Source organism: Saccharothrix sp. CCNWYY140, from assembly GCF_037401995.1.
Taxonomy (GTDB): domain Bacteria; phylum Actinomycetota; class Actinomycetes; order Mycobacteriales; family Pseudonocardiaceae; genus Actinosynnema.
This window is the reverse complement of the sequence record NZ_JBBEGC010000039.1, coordinates 47,699-67,191: the sequence shown is the minus strand read 5'-3', so window position 1 is coordinate 67,191 and position 19,493 is coordinate 47,699. Positions and strand designations below refer to the sequence as shown.

At 70.5% G+C, this 19,493-nt stretch carries 20 protein-coding genes; 10 read left to right on the top strand and 10 right to left on the bottom strand.

Annotated features, from left to right (window positions below; translation table 11 throughout):
* Positions 1-197 precede the first annotated feature (197 nt).
* Both WBN91_RS19250 and WBN91_RS19245 read left to right on the top strand, forming a co-directional pair.
* Positions 198-890 (top strand): response regulator transcription factor, encoded by a 693-nt coding sequence (locus WBN91_RS19250; RefSeq protein WP_337725149.1) that lies wholly within the window; start codon positions 198-200, stop codon positions 888-890.
* Entirely contained in the window at positions 887-2,266 is a 1,380-nt protein-coding gene (locus tag WBN91_RS19245) for a sensor histidine kinase (protein ID WP_337725148.1), read from the top strand. Before WBN91_RS19250 ends, WBN91_RS19245 begins: the two co-directional genes overlap by 4 nt.
* A gap of 803 nt (positions 2,267-3,069) precedes the next feature.
* On the opposite strand, the gene WBN91_RS19240 is transcribed toward WBN91_RS19245, so the two are convergent.
* From WBN91_RS19240 to WBN91_RS19225, 4 genes are read right to left on the bottom strand one after another with little or no spacing between them, the layout of a single operon-like run.
* Positions 3,070-3,963, bottom strand: coding sequence for an alpha-galactosidase (locus WBN91_RS19240; protein ID WP_337725147.1), 894 nt, complete (start codon positions 3,961-3,963; stop codon positions 3,070-3,072).
* Between the two features lie 4 nt (positions 3,964-3,967).
* Complete coding sequence (locus WBN91_RS19235; protein ID WP_337725146.1) at positions 3,968-4,825, bottom strand: carbohydrate ABC transporter permease; 858 nt, start codon at positions 4,823-4,825, stop codon at positions 3,968-3,970.
* Complete coding sequence (locus WBN91_RS19230; RefSeq protein ID WP_337725145.1) at positions 4,822-5,799, bottom strand: carbohydrate ABC transporter permease; 978 nt, start codon at positions 5,797-5,799, stop codon at positions 4,822-4,824. Before WBN91_RS19230 ends, WBN91_RS19235 begins: the two co-directional genes overlap by 4 nt.
* A gap of 5 nt (positions 5,800-5,804) precedes the next feature.
* Positions 5,805-7,100 carry an ABC transporter substrate-binding protein gene (locus tag WBN91_RS19225; RefSeq protein WP_337725144.1) on the bottom strand — a complete coding sequence of 432 codons (1,296 nt, stop codon included), beginning with the start codon at positions 7,098-7,100 and terminating at the stop codon, positions 5,805-5,807.
* 251 nt (positions 7,101-7,351) lie between these two features.
* On the opposite strand from WBN91_RS19225, the gene WBN91_RS19220 reads away from it, so the two are divergent.
* From WBN91_RS19220 to WBN91_RS19185, 8 genes are all read left to right on the top strand, one after another.
* Entirely contained in the window at positions 7,352-9,355 is a 2,004-nt protein-coding gene (locus WBN91_RS19220; RefSeq protein WP_337725143.1) for a beta-galactosidase, read from the top strand.
* Between the two features lies 1 nt (position 9,356).
* Positions 9,357-10,157 (top strand): DeoR/GlpR family DNA-binding transcription regulator, encoded by an 801-nt coding sequence (locus WBN91_RS19215; RefSeq protein WP_121223266.1) that lies wholly within the window; start codon positions 9,357-9,359, stop codon positions 10,155-10,157.
* On the top strand, positions 10,154-11,233 hold the full coding sequence (galT, locus tag WBN91_RS19210; RefSeq protein ID WP_337725142.1) for a galactose-1-phosphate uridylyltransferase: 1,080 nt from the start codon (positions 10,154-10,156) through the stop codon (positions 11,231-11,233). The genes WBN91_RS19215 and galT overlap by 4 nt, the downstream gene beginning before the upstream one ends.
* A 78-nt stretch (positions 11,234-11,311) precedes the next feature.
* Positions 11,312-12,979: a trypsin-like peptidase domain-containing protein gene (locus WBN91_RS19205; RefSeq protein ID WP_337725141.1), complete on the top strand. Its 1,668-nt coding sequence runs from the start codon at positions 11,312-11,314 to the stop codon at positions 12,977-12,979.
* Positions 12,980-13,340: 361 nt separating this feature from the next.
* Positions 13,341-14,036, top strand: a complete 696-nt coding sequence (locus tag WBN91_RS19200) for a response regulator transcription factor (RefSeq protein ID WP_337725140.1) — start codon at positions 13,341-13,343, stop codon at positions 14,034-14,036.
* Positions 14,036-15,037 carry a sensor histidine kinase gene (locus WBN91_RS19195; protein WP_337725139.1) on the top strand — a complete coding sequence of 334 codons (1,002 nt, stop codon included), beginning with the start codon at positions 14,036-14,038 and terminating at the stop codon, positions 15,035-15,037. The genes WBN91_RS19200 and WBN91_RS19195 overlap by 1 nt, the downstream gene beginning before the upstream one ends.
* A gap of 50 nt (positions 15,038-15,087) precedes the next feature.
* Positions 15,088-15,588 carry a MogA/MoaB family molybdenum cofactor biosynthesis protein gene (locus tag WBN91_RS19190; RefSeq protein WP_121223263.1) on the top strand — a complete coding sequence of 167 codons (501 nt, stop codon included), beginning with the start codon at positions 15,088-15,090 and terminating at the stop codon, positions 15,586-15,588.
* Positions 15,585-15,770 (top strand): hypothetical protein, encoded by a 186-nt coding sequence (locus WBN91_RS19185; protein WP_337725138.1) that lies wholly within the window; start codon positions 15,585-15,587, stop codon positions 15,768-15,770. Before WBN91_RS19190 ends, WBN91_RS19185 begins: the two co-directional genes overlap by 4 nt.
* A gap of 154 nt (positions 15,771-15,924) precedes the next feature.
* Here the strand turns inward: WBN91_RS19185 and mscL are convergent, their stop codons facing one another.
* The 6 genes from mscL to WBN91_RS19155 all read right to left on the bottom strand — a co-directional run bounded on the left by mscL (position 15,925) and on the right by WBN91_RS19155 (position 19,476).
* Complete coding sequence (gene mscL, locus WBN91_RS19180) at positions 15,925-16,326, bottom strand: large-conductance mechanosensitive channel protein MscL (protein ID WP_337725137.1); 402 nt, start codon at positions 16,324-16,326, stop codon at positions 15,925-15,927.
* Between the two features lie 92 nt (positions 16,327-16,418).
* Positions 16,419-17,360, bottom strand: coding sequence for an RNA polymerase subunit sigma-70 (locus WBN91_RS19175; protein ID WP_337725136.1), 942 nt, complete (start codon positions 17,358-17,360; stop codon positions 16,419-16,421).
* Positions 17,361-17,364: 4 nt separating this feature from the next.
* Entirely contained in the window at positions 17,365-17,784 is a 420-nt protein-coding gene (locus WBN91_RS19170) for a glyoxalase superfamily protein (RefSeq protein ID WP_337725135.1), read from the bottom strand.
* 116 nt (positions 17,785-17,900) lie between these two features.
* The gene (locus tag WBN91_RS19165) at positions 17,901-18,404 is read right to left on the bottom strand and encodes an SAF domain-containing protein (RefSeq protein WP_337725134.1); all 504 of its coding nucleotides are present in this window, start codon (positions 18,402-18,404) and stop codon (positions 17,901-17,903) included.
* 90 nt (positions 18,405-18,494) lie between these two features.
* Positions 18,495-18,785 (bottom strand): FmdB family zinc ribbon protein, encoded by a 291-nt coding sequence (locus WBN91_RS19160; protein ID WP_337725133.1) that lies wholly within the window; start codon positions 18,783-18,785, stop codon positions 18,495-18,497.
* A 127-nt stretch (positions 18,786-18,912) separates the two neighbouring features.
* Complete coding sequence (locus tag WBN91_RS19155) at positions 18,913-19,476, bottom strand: 5-formyltetrahydrofolate cyclo-ligase (RefSeq protein WP_337725132.1); 564 nt, start codon at positions 19,474-19,476, stop codon at positions 18,913-18,915.
* Positions 19,477-19,493: the final 17 nt, after the last annotated feature.

Sequence of the window (19,493 nt, the reverse complement as noted above, 5' to 3'; positions counted from 1 at the left end):
CACCACCGCCCAGATCACCACCGGACCGATCACCACCGCCGCCAACGGAGCCCCGATCACCACCGCACCGATCCCCCCCCGCCCCCCCACCCCCCCCCCCCCCCCCCCCCCCCCCCCCCCCCCCCCCGGCGCGACTTGACGGTTAGCTCACATGCCCTTCTCAGGCCGTTCTCAGGACGAGAGGCAAAACTGATCCCATGCGCATCCTCGTTGTCGACGACGACCGGGCCGTGCGTGAGTCGCTCCGCCGCTCACTGCAATTCAACGGCTACCAGGTGGACCTGGCCGGTGACGGTCAGCAGGCCTTGGAAGCGGTCGTCGCGCAGCGTCCCGATGCGATGGTCCTGGACGTCATGATGCCCAGGCTGGACGGGCTGGAGGTGTGCCGGCGGCTCCGCAGCACCGGCGACGACCTGCCGATACTCGTCCTGACCGCCCGCGACGCCGTGTCCGACCGCGTGTCCGGCCTCGACGCCGGCGCGGACGACTACCTGCCCAAGCCCTTCGCCCTGGAGGAGCTGTTGGCCCGGCTCCGGGCACTGCTGCGCCGCGCCGCCGCCGACGCCGCCGCCGACCCGGGGGCCACGGTGCTCAAGTTCGCCGACCTCGAACTTGACCCCAACACCCGGGACGTGCGCCGCGGCGACCGGCCGATCAGCCTCACCCGGACCGAGTTCGCCCTGCTGGAGCTGTTCCTGGCGCACCCGAAGCAGGTGCTGACCAGGGGCCGCATCCTGGAGGACGTCTGGGGCTACGACTTCCCGACCTCCGGCAACGCCCTGGAGGTCTACGTCGGCTACCTGCGCCGCAAGACGGAGGCGGACGGCGAACCCCGCCTGCTGCACACCGTGCGCGGCGTCGGCTACGTGCTGCGGGAGACACCTCCGTGATCGGTACCGCCAACGGGCGGTTCCAGCGGGTGTCCCTGCGGGCCCGGGTGACCCTGCTGGCGGCGTTCTGCGTCGCGGGCGTGGTCGCCGTGGTGTCGCTGGGCGCGTACATGACCGTCAGCAGCAACCTGGACGACCAGCTCAACGAGAACCTGCGCCAACGCGCCCGCGCCGCCGTCACCGCACCCAGGGTGAACGCCGACCTCACCGAGGTGCCCGGCGCCTTCCTGGCCGCCGGCGACGTGCGGATCGGCCTGCTGGACGTGCACGGCCGCATGCTCTACCCGACCGGCACCATCGCACCCCCGTCCAGCTCCGGCGACCTAGACGTCGCCAAGGGCACCAAGCTGGAGAACATGTGGGACGACTACCGGACCGGCTTCCGGGTCATCTCAGTGCCCTATGAGGATGGTCGGGCGATGGTGATCGCCCAGTCGATGGCGCCGCTCAACCAGACCCTGGGCAAGCTCTCCGTGGTCCTGTTCGTGATCAGCGGCATCGGCGTACTGGTCGCGGCAGCAGCCGGCACCGCCGTGGCCCGCACCGGCCTGCGCCCGGTCCAACGCCTGACCGAGGCCACCGAACGCGTGGCCTTGACCGGCGACTTGCGCCCCATCCCGGTAACCGGCGACGACGAGTTGGCAAGACTGACCCAACGCTTCAACGCCATGCTGGGCGCAGTAGCAGACTCCCAAGAACGCCAACGCAGACTGGTAGCCGACGCCGGCCACGAACTACGCACCCCGCTGACGTCCATGCGCACCAACCTGGAACTCCTGCTCGCCTCCGAACGCCCAGACGCCCCCACCCTGTCCGACGAGGACAAAACGGAGATCCACGCCGACGTGCGGGCACAACTGGACGAACTGACCACCCTGATCGGCGACCTGGTCGAACTGGCCCGAGAAGACGCCCCCCAGGTGGTCCACGAACCGGTCGACCTGGTCGAGGTAGTAGAACGAGCCCTGGACCGAGCCCGCCGCCGAGCCCCGGCAGACGTCACCTTCGACGTGCGCCTACAACCGTGGACCCTGCTGGGCGACTCCAGCGCCTTGGAACGCGCAGTAATGAACCTCCTGGACAACGCGGTGAAGTTCAGCCCCTCCGGCGGCACCGTCCGCCTGGAACTCCGCCAGGTGGGCGACGGCAGCGTGGCCCTGGAAGTAGCCGACTCCGGCCCAGGCATAGCAGACGCAGACCTACCCCACGTCTTCGAACGCTTCTACCGCTCCAGCGAGGCCCGCACCCTCCCGGGCAGCGGCTTGGGCCTGGCAATCGTGAAACAGGCAGCAGAACGCCACGGCGGCGCAGCCTACGCAGGCAGATCCCCCCAGGGCGGCGCCCTCTTCACCCTCCGCCTCCCCGGCCGTCCTTAACAACCCGACCACTCGGCAGCTCCAGCTCTTCCGCGCGCAGCGCGGTTCCACGCGCGCGGAGCGCGCGGTAGGTGTTACCTACAAGTGGAGGGCCTCGGTTCCCCCACCGTATGGCCTGCCCGAAGGGCTACCACACTTTGGGTCGGGTGCAGCCGAAAGTTTTTGCGAGGAACGAGCAAAAAGTTTTAGCGGCACCCGACCCAAAGTGTGGTTGGCTCCGCCAGGTCATGCGGTGGGGGAACCGACGCCCTTCACCCCCCATCGGTGGTCTCCCGGCCCGCTTTTCATCTTGAGAGCGCGCCAGCGCGTCAGCTCGAGAGCGAAGCGTTGCTCTCAAAGATCTCGAAAAGTTTGGCGCGCGTTGTGAGCTCTACGCGTCCACGAACCGCACCGGTACAGGCTCGGCCAGCACTCGGCGCGTGGTCTCCAGCCCCCACTCGTCAAGCTGATCCAACCCGTCCGACGAACTCCGCATCCCGCCATAAGCCGAAACGTGCTCAGCCCACTCCCTCCGCCGCTCCACCTCAGGCCGCGCAATCAAACAGTCCGGGTCATTCACCCAAAACCGCCCATGCTGAAAAGCCCGCGACACCCCGTTCAACACCGCCCCCCGCTGCGAAGGCTGGGCGACATCCCCGTTCCCCGGCTCGTACTCCGGCGCGATGTCCGGACTAACCCGCATCGCATCCACCAACCCGATAGACGGCAACTGCGGCGCACCACACCCCAACAAGTACGCATCTCCGACAGCCGACCGAACCAACTCCACACCCAGCCGATAAGCCTCCACCGGCGAAACGTCCTCATACCGCCGCCCCGGCAACGCAGCCGCGTACACGAAATCGATCTTGTGGAAGTCGATCCCCCAAGACCCGAAAGTCGTGAACACCTCCCGCAGGTAGTCGCACGCCCCCGGGATGGGTGGTGTCCAGGGCATACAGCTGCTGACCCCAATTCCGCCCGGCGGACACGAATGTCCCGTCGCCGCCCCGCACCAACCAGTCCGGGTGCTCCTCGAACAACCGCGACCGCCGCCCCACCAGGAACGGCGCGGTCCAGATGCCGGCCCGCCGGCCCGACTCGACAATCCGCGAGAACACCCCGGGCACGCTCGCGAACCGACCCGACGGCACCAGCCAATCGCCGACCTCCGCCTGGTACCCGTCGTCCACCTGCACGACATCGACCGGCAGATCCAACTCGCGCATCAACCGCAGGTTCAAGTCCACATCGGACTCCGTCACCGACGTGAAGTACTGGTACCACGAGCACCACACAGTCGGCGCGGGCCTGGGCGGAGCCAAGCCCAACGCCTGCACCACGTCGTCCGCCCACCGCGCGAACGCCTGCGCGACGGGCACCGGTTCCACCCGGACCTCTACCGGACCGTCCGCGTACACGACCACCCGCTGGTCCACGTACGCGGCCTTGATGGACGGCACCGACTCGACGGGTGACGCGGCGGCCACGACGGTGACCGGTGCGCCGTCGCCGGGGTCCACGGCCAGCAAGCCCTCGCCCCAGAAGCCGGTGGGGAACGACTCGGCGCGGTAGTTGCCGATCCGGTGTTCCGGTGCGACCCACCGGTAGGGGGCCTGGGCCAGCGAGTAGCCCGTGGACGGTGACCAGGACTGCCAGCCCTGTTCGTGCACCCGGACGCTCCGGGGGTCCACCGGGACCTCGGCGACGATCCTCATGCGCCTACCCCTTCGTCGACCCGAGTGTCAGACCGCCGATGAACTGCCGTTGCAGCACGAAGAACACCACCAGCGTCGGCAGCGCCACCAGCAGCGACCCGGCCGCCATCAGGTTGTTGTCGGTGAAGAACGTGCCCTTCAGGTTCTGCAACGCCGAGGTGATCGGCATCTTGTCGCCGGTCTGGATCAGCACCAGCGCCCACAGGAAGTCGTTGTAGATCCAGGTGAACTCCAGGGTCGCCAGCGCGGCCAGCGCGGGCCGGCACAGGGGCAGGATGACCTGCCAGTACTGCCGGAACACGCCCGCGCCGTCCACCCGGGCCGCCTCGCCGAGCTCGTGCGGGATGGTCTTCATGTAGTTGCTCAGCACGAACACGCAGAAACCGGACTGGAACGCCACGTGGATCAGCACCAGACCGACCTGGGAGTCCAGCAGCAGACCTGACTCCGACACCCACTCGGGCACCTCGACGAGCAGGAACAACCGGTACAGCGGGGTCACGATCACCTGCTGCGGCAACAGGTTCCCGGCGGTGAACAGCATCAGCAGCGCGATGTTGAACCGGAAGCTGAACCGGGACACCGCGAACGCCACCATCGAGCTGAGCAGCAGCACCAGCACCATCGCGGGCACGGTGATCAGCAGCGTGTTCAGGTAGTAGTGCGGCAGGTCGGCCTGGGTCCAGGCGTTGCCGTAGTTCTCCAGGGTCAGGCTCTCCGCCACCGAGAAGTACCCGTTGCGGTTGGTGTCGTCGTAGGTGCGCAGGGACGCGTACAGCGCCCACAGCAGCGGCGCCAGCGTGGCCAGGCAGGTCAGTGCCAGGAAGACGTGGAGGGCCACCCGGGCCGGTCGGGTCGTCACGCCCTTTCCTCCTTCCGGAACACCTGGAACAGGTAGGTGATGATGAAACCGACCGAGATCATCAGCAGGACCACCGCGAGCGCGGAGCCCCACCCGATCCGGCTGGACTCGCCGATGATGTTGTCCGTCACCAGCACGGACAGCAGTTCCAACCCGTTGCGGCCCTTGTTGACCACGTACACGATGTCGAACGCGCGCAGCGCCTCGATCACCGTCACCACGAGCACCACGATGTTCACCGGCTTGAGCACCGGGAACGTCACCCGCGTGAACGTCTGGAACGCGCTCGCGCCGTCCAGCGCCGCGGCCTCCTTCAGCGCCGGGTCCACCGACTTCAGCCCGGCCAGGTACAGCAGCATCACGTACCCGGTGTGCCGCCAGGCGGCGGCGACCAGCACCGCGTACAGGTTGATGTCCGGGTCGCCCAGCCAGTTGGTCGGGCGGTCGTCGGCCGTGCCCAGCAGGTTGTTCAGCAGGCCCTGCTCGGGCTGGTAGATCAGCTGCCAGATGAACCCGACCAGCGCCAGCGACAGCACCATCGGCAGGTACAGCGCGCTCTGGTACAGCCGCCCGAACCGCAGTTGCCGGTCCAGCAGCACCGCCAGCAGCAACCCGGCGACGGTCGGCGCCACCAGCAGGAACACCAGCCAGATCAGGTTGTGCTGCAACGCCGGCCAGAACCGCGGGTACCTGGTGAAGATGTCGACGTAGTTCTGGAAGCCGATCCACTCGATGTCCTCGAACCCGCCGATGCCGTCCCACGAGCTGAACGACAGCGCGATCGAGCCGAGCGCCGGCAGCCACACGAGCAGCACGTGCACCAGCGAGGGGATGCCGAGCATGAGCCCGAGCACCAGCTTGTCCCCGGAGGGCAGCGCGGTCGCGCGCCTGGTCCGGCGGGGCGGCGGGGGAGAGGACGCCGCCGCGCCGCCGGGGTCTGTGTGGCCGGAGGCCTTGTCCCGCACCGCGGTCATGCCGTTCACCCCGTGAAGATCGTCTTCGCCTGGTCGGCCATGCCCTTGAGGATCGAGTCGATGTCGTTCGGGTTCTGGATGAACGCGTTGAGCCCGTTCGTGGCGGCGTCGCTGGCGAAGCGCGGGTCGGTGTCGCGGTCGAGGAACTGCGTGATGTGCTTGGCGTCCTTGATGAGCTGCGCGGCCTTCTTCTGGATGGCGTTGTAGCCGGACGTGTCGGCGTTGCTCACCGTGGCGATCGACGTCGGGTCGGTCTTGAGGTAGGCCGCCTGCGCGGCGGGCGTGGCCAGGTACTCCAGCAGCTTCTTCGCGCCGGCCTCGTTGGCGGGCTTGCGGGCCATCATGTAGCCGTCGATGGGCGCCTCGACGGTGTCCTGGCCGTGCGCGGGGTTGATCTCGGGGAACGGGAAGAAGTCCAGGTCGTCCAGGTCGGGGCCCTTGAACTGCTGGGCGACGAACGAGCCGAGCAGGTACATGCCCGACTTGCCCTGCCCGAGCGACTGGGCGGCCTCCTGCCACTCGCGGCCCAGGGCGTTCTCCTGGTGGAACGGCAGCAGCCGCTTCCAGGTGTCGAACACCTCCTTGACCTTGGGGCTCTGCCAGTCCTCCTTGCCCGCCATCAGGTCGACGTGGAACTGGTAGCCGTTGATCCGGAAGTTGAGCTGGTCGAACGAGCCCATGCCGGGCCAGCCCTGCTTCTGGGCGAACGCGATCGGCACCAGGCCGTCGGACTTCATCTTCGTGGCCAGCGCGACCAGCTGGTCCAGGGTCTTGGGCACCTCGTAGCCGCGCTGCTGCCAGACGCTCTTGCGGTAGAAGATGCCCCACGGGTACTGGGTGAACGGGATCAGGTACTGCTTGCCGTCGGCCCCGGTGGAGGCCTCCTTCAACGCGCTCCCGTAGCTGCTGCCGACCTTGCCCCACACGTCGGACAGGTCGCCGGTGAGGCCCTTGCCCGCGAAGAACCGCATCCGGTAGCCCGCGAACCAGGCCAGCACGTCGTCCGGGCGGCCCTGGAGGTAGTTGTTGATCTGTTCCTGGTACTGCTCGTGCTGCTTGGTGTTGATCGCGACCTTGAGGCCCGACTGCTGCTCGAAGCTCTTGAGCGCGGCGGTGATGGCGTCCTTCGGGACCTGGTCGGAGAGGTTGTTGCCGAACGAGACCGTGTCGGTCGCGGCGCCACCGTCGGAGCTGCCGCACGCGGCGAGCCCCGGGACCGCCGCCAGGCCCGCGCCCGCGACGATCGCCTTCAGCAGGGCACGGCGGCCCATGAGCGGGTGAGGGGTCTCGAACCTTGACATCTTCGCTCCTCCGGGTGAACTGATCAGCACACGACCAAACATGAGTTCAACAAAGTTGCGCACAATGTGGTCTGAAGCACACCTCATGTCAAGCCCCGTTACGCACCCGTTAACCGGCAGGTTCGGACCGTAGTCGCGCTGAACAGGGTCAACCGGCCGTCCCGGCGATCGGCTGCCGCCGAACAGAGTCAAACGATCGATCCTGTTCGCTTGTGTTGACGATGTCGGACTTTGTCGTCAGTCTTTGCGGCATGACCAGTTGGCCGTTGGGTGTGCCGGGGCTCGCGTGGGGCGCCGACTACAACCCGGAGCAGTGGCCCGAAGAGGTGTGGGCGCAGGACGTGCGGCTCATGCGCGAGGCCGGCGTGAACCTCGTCAGCGTGGGCATCTTCTCGTGGGCGCTGCTCGAACCCGAGGACGGCCGCTACGAGTTCGCCTGGCTGGACCGCGTGCTGGACCTGCTGCACGAGGGCGGCGTCCGGGTGGACCTGGCGACCGCCACCGCGTCCCCGCCGCCGTGGCTGACCGCCGCGCACCCCGAGATGCTGCCCGAACGCGCCGACGGCGTGCGGTTCGCGCACGGCTCGCGCCAGGAGTACTGCCCCAGCTCGCCGGTGTACCGGCGCAAGGCCGTCGCACTGGCCCGCGCGCTGGCCGAGCGGTACCGCGACCACCCGGCGCTGGCCGCCTGGCACGTCGGCAACGAGTACGGCTGCCACGTGTCGCGCTGTTACTGCGACCGTTGTGCAAGCGCTTTCCGCGAGTGGCTGGAGGCCCATCACGGCTCGCTCGACGCCCTGAACGAGGCCTGGGCGACGGCGTTCTGGAGCCAGCACTACACCGCGTGGGACCAGGTCCTGCCCCCGCGCGCCACCCCGACCTACCACAACCCCGGCCAGCTGCTGGACTTCGACCGGTTCTCCTCCGACGCCCTGCTGGAGCTGTTCAAGGCCGAGCGGGACGTGCTGCGCGAGGTCACCCCGGGCGTGCCGGTGACCACGAACTTCATGGTGGGCTGGACGTTCTCCGCGCTGGACTACTGGGCGTGGGCGCGCGAGGTGGACTTCGTGTCCAACGACCACTACACCTCGTCCGAGGACGCCGAGCGGCACGTCGAACTCGCGTTCGCCGCCGACCTCACCCGCGGGCTCGCGCAGGGCAAGCCGTGGCTGCTCATGGAGCACTCCACGTCCGCGGTGAACTGGCAGCACCGCAACATCGCCAAGCTGCCCGGCGAACTGCGCCGCAACTCCTACGCCCACCTGTCCCGGGGCGCGGACGGCACGCTGTTCTTCCAGTGGCGGCAGTCCCGCGCCGGGGCCGAGCGCTACCACTCGGCGATGGTCCCGCACGCCGGCACCGAGACCAAGGTGTTCCGCGAGGTGTGCCAGGTCGGCTCGGAGTACCAACGCATCCGCGAGCTGATCGGGTCCACTGTGGACGCGCGCGTGGCGATCGTCTACGACTGGCAGTCCCGGTGGGCGGTCGGCCAACCGGGCCACCCCAACTCCGACTTCTCCTACCAGGAGAACGTCTTCGCGCTGTACCGGGCGTTCTGGCAGGCCGGCGTGACGGTGGACTTCCTGCCACCGGACGGTGACCTTTCCGGGTACTCCCTGGTAGCGCTCCCCGCCCTGTACGCCCTGGACTCCGCCGAGCCGTTCGAGCGGTACGTCGCCGACGGCGGCCGGCTGCTGGTGACCTACCTGTCCGGCGTCACCGACACCCGCGGCCACGTGCACCTCGGCGGCTACCCGGGCGCGTTCCGCGACCTGCTCGGCGTGCGCACCGAGGAGTTCTTCCCGCTGGGCCGGGGTCAGACCGCGACCCTGGACGACGGCGGCCACGTCGCCCTGTGGACCGAGCTGCTGCACCTGGACGGGGCCAAGGCGGTCGCCTCCTACGCGGACGGGCCGCTGCCCGGCGTGCCCGCCGTGACCCGCCACGAGCACGGCGACGGCTCGGCCTGGTACCTGGCCTGCGGCTTGTCCGGCGAGGGGCTGGCCAAGCTGGTGGACGCCGTGCTGTTCGACGCGGGGGTGCCGCGCGGCCCGTCGGGTACCCCGGACGTCGAGGTGGTGCGTCGACGGGGTGCCGTGGCCGGTTCGCCCGTATCGTGGCTGGTCGCGATCAACCACGGGGGCGGCGACGTCGAGCTGCCCGCGGCGGGGGTCGAGCTGCTGACCGGCACGCGCGTGACCGGGCCGCTCACCGTGCCCGCCGGAGGAGTGGTTGTCCTCAGGGAAGAGGTGTGACGTGCTGGCGCGGCAACGGCAAGCGGTGATCCTGGAAGAGGTCCGGCGGACCGGCGCGGTGCGGGTCAGCGACCTGGTGGTGCGGCTGGGCGTCTCGGACATGACGGTCCGCCGCGACCTGGACGTGCTGGCCGCCCGCGGCCTGGTGGAGAAGGTGTACGGCGGTGCCACGTCCGTGGTCGGCCGCAGCACCGACGAGCCGGGGTTCGAGGCCAAGTCGGTGCGCCAGCTGCCGGAGAAGGAGGCCATCGCCGCCGAGGCCGCGACCCTGGTCCGCCCCGGCACCGCGATCGGCCTGTCCGCGGGCACCACGACGTGGACGCTGGCCCGGTTCCTGGACGACATCCCCGACCTGACCGTGGTGACCAACTCCATCCGGGTCGCGGACGTGCTCCAGCAGAGCGGGCGCACCGACCGGACGGTCGTGCTGACCGGCGGGGTGCGGACGCCGTCGGACGCGCTGGTCGGGCCGGTGGCCGTGCAGGCGCTGCGGTCGCTGCACCTGGACGTGGTGTTCCTGGGCGTGCACGGCATGGCCGAGCGGTCCGGGTTCACCACCCCGAACCTCAACGAGAGCGAGACCGACCGCGCCCTGGTCGACGCGGCCGGGCGGGTCGTGGTGGTCGCCGACCACACCAAGTGGGGCACGGTCGGCATCTCGACCATCGCCGCGCTGGACGAGGCGGACGTGCTGGTGACCGACGAAGGACTGCCCGAGACCGCACGGGGCGTGCTCGGGGAGCAGGTGGGTGAACTGGTCCTGGCGCACGTGCCGGGACGGGGAGAGGAAGAGTTCGCGTGAAGCGCACGGCGGGGAAACTTGCCGATGGTCGGGAGATCATCTACTTCGACGACACCCCGGAGGCGCCACCCCGCGTGGCCGTCGACACCCGGGACCTCCCGCGGACGCAGCCGCTGTCGGAGGTGCGTCGCGATCCCCTGACCGGCGAGTGGGTCGCGATGGCCGCCCACCGCCAGACCCGGACCTACAAGCCACCCGCCGACCTGTGCCCGCTGTGCCCGTCGACGCCGGAGATGCCGACCGAGATCCCCGAGGCGGACTACGACGTCGCGGTGTTCGAGAACCGGTTCCCGTCCTTCGCGCAGGGCCTGGCGGACCTGCCGTCCACTGTGGACGGGATGCCGATGGTGGCGCGGGCCGCCGGGCGCGGCCGGTGCGAGGTGGTGTGCTTCACCTCCGACCACACCACGTCGTTCGGCTCGCTGCCCGCGTCCCGGGTGCGGACCGTGGTGGACGCGTGGGCCGACCGGACCGCCGCGCTGAACGACATGCCCGGCGTGGAGCAGGTCTTCCCGTTCGAGAACCGGGGTGAGGAGATCGGCGTCACCCTGCACCACCCGCACGGCCAGATCTACGGCTACCCGTTCGTGACGCCCAAGACCGAGCGGATGCTGACCGTGGCGGGCGAGTACTTCTCGGCCCACGGCACCCACCTGATGGGTGACGTGCTGGCCGCCGAACGGGCGGTGGGCACGCGCGTCGTCGGGTCGTCCGAGCACTGGACCGCCTACGTGCCCGCCGCCGCCCGGTGGCCGGTCGAGGTGCACGTCGTGCCGCACCGCCAGGTGCCCGACCTGCCCGCGCTGTCGGAGGCGGAACGGGACGACTTCGCCCAGTTCTACCTCTCCGTGCTGCACCGCCTGGACGCCCTCTACCAGCGCCCCCTGCCCTACATCGCGGCGTGGCACCAGGCGCCGGTGCGGGTCGGTCGCGACCTGGCGTGGCTGCACCTGGAGGTGTTCTCCGTGCTGCGCACCGCCGACAAGCTGAAGTACCTCGCCGGGTCGGAGTCCGGTATGGGCGTTTGGGTCAACGATGCGACGCCTGAGCAGATCGCGGAGCGTCTACGCGGGTGATGTTCACCCTGAGGACTCACAACTGATGCCCAGGTCCGTTTAAGGCTCCTCTCAGGCGCACACCCCAGAGTGGTGGGCATGACCGAGAACGAGCCGCAGCAGCCGCAGGGCAGCCCGTGGGCGCCGAGCGGCGCCGGTCGTGCAGACGCCGGTGACCGGCAGCAGGGTGCCGGTCGGCCGGAGGAAGGTGGCCCCGGAGCTGTGCAGGGCAGCTCCGTGCCGCCCGGAGGAACCGGTGCCGGCGGCGCTGTGCAGGGCAGCGCCGCCGCGCCGGACAACGGCGAGCAGGGTGCTGCGCAGGGCAGCACCCCGCCGCCGACCAGCGCGTACGGTGTCCGGCAGGGGGACACCGCGCGCCTGGACACCGGTGGTGCGCACGCTCCGCAGGGGGAGAGCGCACCGCCGTCGACCGGTGGTCAGGGTGCTTCGCAGGGGAGCACCCCGACCCCGGACACCGGAACGCCGAGCGCCCCGCACGGGAGCGCCGCGTCCCCGGTACCCGGGTTCTTCGGGAACCCGATCGGCTCGCCGGGCGCTGTGCAGGGCAGCGCCGGGCAGTCGTACTCCGGCTGGGGGAGCGCCCAGCCATCCGGTGAGCCGGGCGTCCAGCAGGGGACGCCCGGCCAACCGGGTCCCTACTTCGCGCCACCCGGATCCGTCGTCACCCAGCCCCGGCCGAGGGAGCGGGGCCGCGGCAAGGTCGTCGCCGGCATCACCGCGCTCGTGCTCGGCGTCGGTGGCCTGGCGGGCGGTATCGGTGGCTACATCGGCTACCAGGCCGCCGAACGGTCCGGCCCGGTGACCAACGCCCTGAACGCCCCACCGCCCGCGCGGCAGACCGACAACCCGGCCACCGGCTCCATCGAGCAGGTGGCGCAGAAGGTGCTGCCGGCCGTGGTGCAGGTGCAGGTCAGCGGCGGTGCCGGGTCGGGGATCGTGGTCAGCTCGGACGGCTTGGTGCTGACCAACAACCACGTGGTCGAGTCCGCCGCGGCCGGCGGCCCGATGAAGGTCCAGTTCCAGGACGGCAAGTCGGTGCCCGCGAAGATCGTCGGCCGCGACCCCACGTCCGACCTGGCCGTGGTGAAGGCCGACGACGTGTCCGGCCTGGCGACCGCCGAACTGGGCAGCTCGGGCGACCTGCGGATCGGCCAGCAGGTGGTGGCGGTGGGTTCGCCGTTCGACCTGAACGGCACCGTGACGTCGGGCATCGTGAGCTCCCTCAACCGCCCGGTGAAGGCCGGCGGCGAGGACGGCAGCCAGACGACGGTCCTCAACGCCATCCAGACGGACGCGGCCATCAACCCGGGCAACTCCGGCGGCCCGCTGGTCGACATGCAGGGCCGGGTCGTCGGCGTGAACTCGGCGATCTACAGCCCCAACCGCGAGGGCTCGCAGGCGGGTTCGGTCGGCATCGGTTTCGCGATCCCCATCGACCAGGCCAAGCGCACGGCGAAGGAGCTGAGCGAAACCGGCAAGGCCACCCAGACGGTCCTGGGCGTGCAGGTGGTGGACAACCAGCAGGGCGGCGCCCTGGTCCGGGACGTCACGTCGGGCGGCGCGGCCGACCAGGCGGGCCTCAAGCCCGGCGACGTGATCACCCGCTTCGGCGACCGGCCCATCGCGACGTCGGACGCCTTGGTCGCCGCGGTCCGTTCGAGGGCTCCGGGCGAGAAGGTGCAGATGACGGTCGGCGGCAAGACCGTCGAGGTGACATTGGGCAGCCAGCCAGTGGAAACCCGCTAACCCTTCCCACACCCAGCCCATATCCCATCCCATAGACCCCGGCTCACGTGCCCGAGCCGGTCCAGAGGCCGCATCCCGGCAGGCCGCCCCTCACCTGCCGGCATGCGGCTCCTGTTTGCGGCTCCCGCCCTGTGGCGGACTTTCACCCGATCCAGCGACATGCAGGATCCGAGCCGTTTCGCCATCTCGCGCGTCCCGTAAACAAGGAGCGCGGCACGACGGCAGCCCCGCACCCCAGGCCCCGCCTGTGCCAGGCCCCGGCTGTGGGGCTCACGAGGTGGGGCTTACGAGGTGGGGCTTACGAGGTGGTGACGGTCGAGGTCGTGGGGCGGCTCGGCGGACCGGGTCGCCGTAGGTTGGGGTGGTGAGCGAGACCGGGCGGGTGCTGGTCGTGGACGACGACGTGACGGTGCGGGACGTCGTTCGGCGGTACCTGGAGTTGGCCGGGCACCACGTCGAACTCGTCGGCGACGGCGAGCAGGCGTTGCGGCGCGTCGCCGAGCGGGAGCCCGACCTCGTGGTGCTCGACCTCATGCTGCCCGGGATCGACGGGCTGGAGGTGTGCCGGCGGCTGCGGCAGCGCAGCGCGGTGCCGGTGGTGATGTTGACCGCCCTCGGCCAGGAGGAGGACCGCATCGCAGGGCTCACCCTCGGCGCGGACGACTACGTCACGAAGCCCTTCAGCCCGCGCGAGCTGGCGCTGCGCGTGACGTCGGTGCTGCGGAGGTCCCGCGCCGCCGCGACCGCGTCGCCGTCCGTGCTGGTCGACGGGGACCTGAGGGTGGACGTCGGCGCGCACACCGCGTGGCAGGACGGCGTCGAGCTGGCGTTGACCACCCGCGAGTTCGACCTGCTGGCCTTCTTCCTGACCCACCCCGGGACGGCGTTCTCGCGCGCCGAGCTGCTGTCGCGCGTGTGGGGGTGGGAGTTCGGCGACCAATCCACGGTGACCGTCCACGTGCGACGCCTGCGCGAGAAGGTCGAGGTCGACGCGGCTCGGCCGGTGCGCATCGCGACCGTGTGGGGCGTCGGGTACCGGTGGGACAGGGGTGCCTGATGCTCGTCGAGATCTCGCACATCCTCCCGTACGCGGTGCTGTTCTCGTTGCCGCTCGCGGTGCTGGGCGCGTTGTTGTTGCGGCGGTTCGTGCACGGGTCGTTGGCGGCGGCGTTGACCGTGCTCGCGATCGTGCCGGTGGTGGCGACGGTCGGCGGGGTGCTCGCGGTCAGCGGGTTCATGTTCACGTCGATGCTGGTCACGACCGTGCTGGTGTGCGGGCTGGTCGCGCTGGTCACCGTGCCGGCGGCGGTCGTGCTGGGACGGTCCATCGCGCGGCGCAGCGTGTGGGAGCGGGAGGCGCGGGCCCGGGAGCGGGCGGCGGAGGCGTCGCGGCGGGAGCTGGTGGCGTGGATCAGCCACGACCTGCGCACGCCGTTGGCCGGCATCCGGGCGATGGCGGAGGCGCTGGCGGACGGCGTCGTGACGCAGCCCGCCGAGGTCGCCGACTACGCGGGCCGGATCTCGGCGGAGGCGCGGCAGCTGTCCGGCATGGTGGACGACCTGTTCGAGCTGTCCCGGATCACCGCCGGCGCGTTGCGGTTGACGTTGTCCGAGGTGCCTTTGGCGGACGTGGTGAGCGACGTCGTGGCGGCGGAGCGGGCCGTCGCGGCGCGCAAGGGGGTGGAGCTCAAGGCGGACGCCGTGACCTGGCCGGTGGTGCTGGGCTCGGACCCCGAGCTGGCGCGGGTGGTGCGCAACCTGCTGGCCAACGCGATCCGCCACACGCCGCCGGACGGGACGGTCGCGGTGCAGGTGGACGTCGAGGGCGCGGAGGCGTTGGTGCGCGTGGACGACGCGTGCGGCGGCATCCCGGAGGCGGACCTGCCGCGGGTGTTCGACGTGGCGTTCCGCGGCACGCCCAGCCGGCAACCGGTCGGCGGCGGCCTCGGCCTGGCCATCGCGCGCGGTCTGGTGGAGGCGCACCGGGGCACCATCGACGCCCGCAACCACGGCGCGGGCTGCCGCTTCGAAGTCCGGTTGCCGTTGCGCACCGCGTGAGGCCGTGTCCGGGGGCCGGCCCGGTCGGTCCACTGGGTACGGTGATTCGCATGGAACGCAGCGCTCAGCGCCTGGGACGTGCCCTGGTCGTGATCGTGGACGACCGGGTAGCGCACGGTGAGCACGAGGACAGCACGGGGCCGCTGGTCACCGAGCTGCTGGAGGAAGCGGGATTCATCGTCGACGGGACCGTCGCGGTGGAGGGCGAGGTCGTGGGCATCCGCGCCGCGCTGAACACGGCCGTCATCGGCGGCGTCGACCTGGTCGTCACCGTGGGCGGCACCGGCGTGTCGCCGCGCGACGTCACACCCGACGCGACGCAGGGCGTGCTGGACCGGCCGATCGCCGGCATCGCGGAGGCCCTCCGGGCGTCCGGGCTGGCGGCGGGCGCGGTGGACGCGGGCATCTCGCGCGGCCTCGTCGGCATCTCGGGCAGCACCCTGGTCGTCAACCTGGCCGGCTCGCGGTCGGCGGTGCGCGACGGCATGGCCACCCTGTCGGCCCTCGTCCCGTACGTGATCGAGCAACTCTCGGGCTTGGACGAGGCATGACCGACCCGGCCGACGACGCTCCCGCCTCGGCAGCAGCCACTTCGGCCGCCGCCGAGGCGGCGCGTCGTCGCCGGTTGGCGGAGGTCTTCGGCGAGGTCCTGCCGGAATCACCGGACGAGCCGACCGCCTCCGCCCGCGACGAACAGTGGTACCGCGACAACCGCCCCCCACACCACGAGTAGCGACACACGAGTAGCCCGCGACCGCGATCAGGCGGCTTTGGAGGGCTGGAAGGGCTGCCTGGGTGGTTCAGGGAGCCCTGCCGGCTAAGGGAGCCCTGGGGTGGGTGCAGGGAAGCCCAGGTGGTTGAGGGAGCCCAGGGGCGGGCTGCGGTGGTTAGTTCAGGTTTTGGCGTTGTTGGGCGGCCAGGAGGTCGCGGATTTCCTTCAGGAGTTCCACGTCCGTCGGTTCGGCGGGGCCGGGTTCCTCGCCGCGCTTGCGGCGGTCCTTGATCTTGTTCATGGGCAGGACGAAGACGAAGTAGACGACCGCCGCGACGATCAGGAAGTTGATCGCCGCCGTGATGATCGCGCCGAAGTCGACAGTCGTCTTGTCCGTGCTGCCCAGTTGCACGGCCAGGCCGTCGACGTTGTTGCCGCCGAACAGCGCGACCAGCGGGTTGATCAGGTTGTTCGTGAACGCCGTGACGATCGCGCCGAACGCCGCGCCGATGACGACCGCGACCGCGAGGTCGACCACGTTGCCGCGCATGAGGAAGTCTTTGAAGCCTTTGATCACGACCGGCTCCTCCATTCGGGGGGACACTTGGGGGCTAGCGGAGGGTAACCGGTTGCGCTCCTCCCTGTGACACAGCGGGTGCGTGTGTCGGGTCAGTCCGTGGGGGCGAGGGTGGGTGGCAGGTTCAGCAGCGGGAACAGGACCGTGCCGAAGGTGGTGATCTCGGCGATGCGGTCGCCCTCGACGCGCAGCACGTCGAGCTTGAACGGCCGGAACAGGGTGTCGCCCGGCCGTCGCAGGTAGCTGGCCGCCGCCGGCATCCGGTTCACGCCGGTCGGCAGCAACCGCCAGTCGCCGTCCCGGTCGGGGCCCAGGGCCCGCTCCATCAACGGCGCCACGGCGGCCAGGCCGTCGAAGCACACCGGCAGCGGCGGCATGGTGACGCGCAGGTCCTCCGCCGCGATCGACACCGCGAGGGCGGCGTCGCAGCGCTGGTGCGCGTCGATGAACCGCTCGAGCAGGTCGCGTTCGGCCGGACTGGGCTCGGGCGCGGACCACTCGTGGCGGTGCGACGGCAGGTGCTGCCGCATCGTCGCGCGGGCGCGCTGGAGGGCGCTGTTGGTCGCGGCGACGCTCAGGTCCAGCAGGTCGGCGGTCTCCTTCGCCGACATGTCGAGCACCTCCTTGGCCAGCAGCGCGGCCCGTTGCCGGGGCGGCAGCACCTGGAGCGCGGCGAGGAAGGCCAGTTCGACCGTCTCCCGCGCCACCGCCACCACGTCCGGCTCGTCCTCCGCCGGGGCGAGCAGGGTGTCCGGGTACGGGGTCAGCCAGCTCACCTCCTGCCGCGCCGCCACCGGTCTGCGCGCCTTGGACCGGATCGCGTCCAGGCACGTCGTGGTCGCGATCCGGTACAGCCACGCCCGCACGTTGCCGCCGTCGAACGCGTCCCGCCCCTTCCACGCCCGCAGCAGCGTCTCCTGCACCGCGTCCTCGGCCTCGTCGTAGGAGGCGAGCATGCGGTAGCAGTGGACGTGCAGCTCCCGCCGGTGCCGGCGGAACGCCCCGTCCAGGTCGAGGTCCACGTCGGCGTTCATGGCGTCAGCGCACGCTCTTCGCCACCTGCTGGACGGCCCACGTGTTGCCATCCGGGTCGTCGAAGTAGACGAAGCTGTTGTAGTCCGCGTTCGCCGGGTCCGGCCCGGGCACCATCCCGCCCTCCTCGAAGTGCTGGACGCCCGAGTGCTTCACGCCGGCCGCGTCGAGCTGAGCGGCGGCGGCCTCGATGTCGGCGACCACCAGGTGGTTGCCCTTCAGCGAGCCCGGCTCCATCCCGCCGCCCAGGCCCTTGCCGAAGACGATCGAGCACCCCGACCCGGGCGGTGTCACCTGGACGACCCGGAACGCGTCACCGGCGCGGTGGTCGGTGTCGACGGTGAAGCCGAGCTTGTCGGCGTAGAACTCCTTCGCGCGGTCCACATCGGTCACAGGGACGACGACCACTTCCAGCTTCCAGTCCACGGTGTGCTCCTTCGCGTGCGTGCCTGCTGCTTACACCGAGTGGAACGTCGACCGCGGCCGACACTCATCGGTCTGGCGATGAATTCATGAAAAAGGCAGGTCAAAGCGGGCTCGGGTCAGCGCAGTGTCAGTGCCACGGGTTGCGCCAGCGACTCGGACGCGACCCGGGTCGCCGCCGCGCGGTCCAGGTTCAGCACCGCCACCTCGCCGCCCCGGACCGCCACCACCGAAGCCGCCTCGGCCAGCACGCGGTCCTGCGCCACCACGTCGACGCGGGCGCCGGTTGTCAGCAGACCCGCCACCGCGGGATCGCCCAAGCGGACGGCGACGGACGCCGTGTCCGGGTTCTCCGCCGACAGGCGCAGGTCTGTCAGCGGCTCACCGGCGCGCGCCGGCGACACCAGGGCACGCCCCACCGCCTGCTGTGGACCGACCGCCCCGCCTGGGGACAACTCGGGGGGTATTCGGTGGACAACCACATCCCCGGGGGTGAGCGGCACCCCGGCCGCCAGGTCGCGGGCCGCCACCGCGACCTCCACCCCGGCCGGGCCGGGCCACACCGCCACAACCACCGCCACCAGCAGGAACAGGGCCGCCAAGATCCTTCGAGTCGTGTTCATGGGCTCGACGGTAGGGAAGGATCGGGGGTCGGAAAAGCACGAACCCCCGAGTTGTGGACAACTCGGGGGCTGTGGACAACTTGGGGAAAGTTACGACGCCGCGGCGGCCGGAGCGGAGGACGACGACGACGTCGACGCGGGCTTCGACTCGCTCTTCGCGGACGAAGACTCGCTCTTCGAGGAGGAGGAAGAAGAGGACGAAGACGTCCGGTTGTCGGTCCGGTAGAAGCCGCTGCCCTTGAACACGACGCCCACCGCGCCGTAGAGCTTGCGCAGCTTGCCCTTGCACTCCGGGCACTCGGTCAGCGCCGAGTCGGAGAAGGACTGCACCGCTTCGAACCGGTGGTCGCACTCGGTGCATGCGTACTGGTAGGTCGGCACTGGTCGCCCCTCCACGGTCCTGGTCTGGCACTCGGACGCCCAGAGTGCCAACCACGATGATGCGCCGGCCGGCATACGTGGCGCAAACATCACAGGTCAACGTCACAAACGAACGACACGGACAACGTCACACCGGCAGCCGCACCAGCCCCGAAGGCGTCAACACGGCGTCCATCAGCACGTCGTGCTCCTCACGCGGCAGCGAAGGGACGAACTCCGACTCGCGGACCACCGCCACCAGAGGGCACCGGGCCATCGGCAGCGACCGGTCGTAGTGCCCGCCACCGCGCCCCAACCGGACACCCCGGTGATCCACCGCCAACGCCGGGACCAGCACCAACGCCGCCGAACCGATCGCCGAAGACCCCAACGCCACCCCCGCGGGCTCCCGCAGCCCGTACGGACCGGGCCGCACCGACCCGTCGTACTCCGCCCAGTCCAGCGGCGCCGCCCCCACCACGATCGGCAGCAACACCCGGTACCCCGCCGACCGCAGGACGTCGAGCATCTCCACCGACCCCGGCTCACCCCCGACCGCCAAGTACGCGCACACCGCCTCACCAGGCGAAACGCCGAAATGCGACACCGCGGAGAGCACCACGGACGTCAACGGCGCGGGCGAAGCGACCCGCCGCGCGGCGAGCAGCCGTGTGCGCTCCGTCGTCTTCCGGTTACGTTCATCGGACGTCATCGCGGATTCCCCTGACC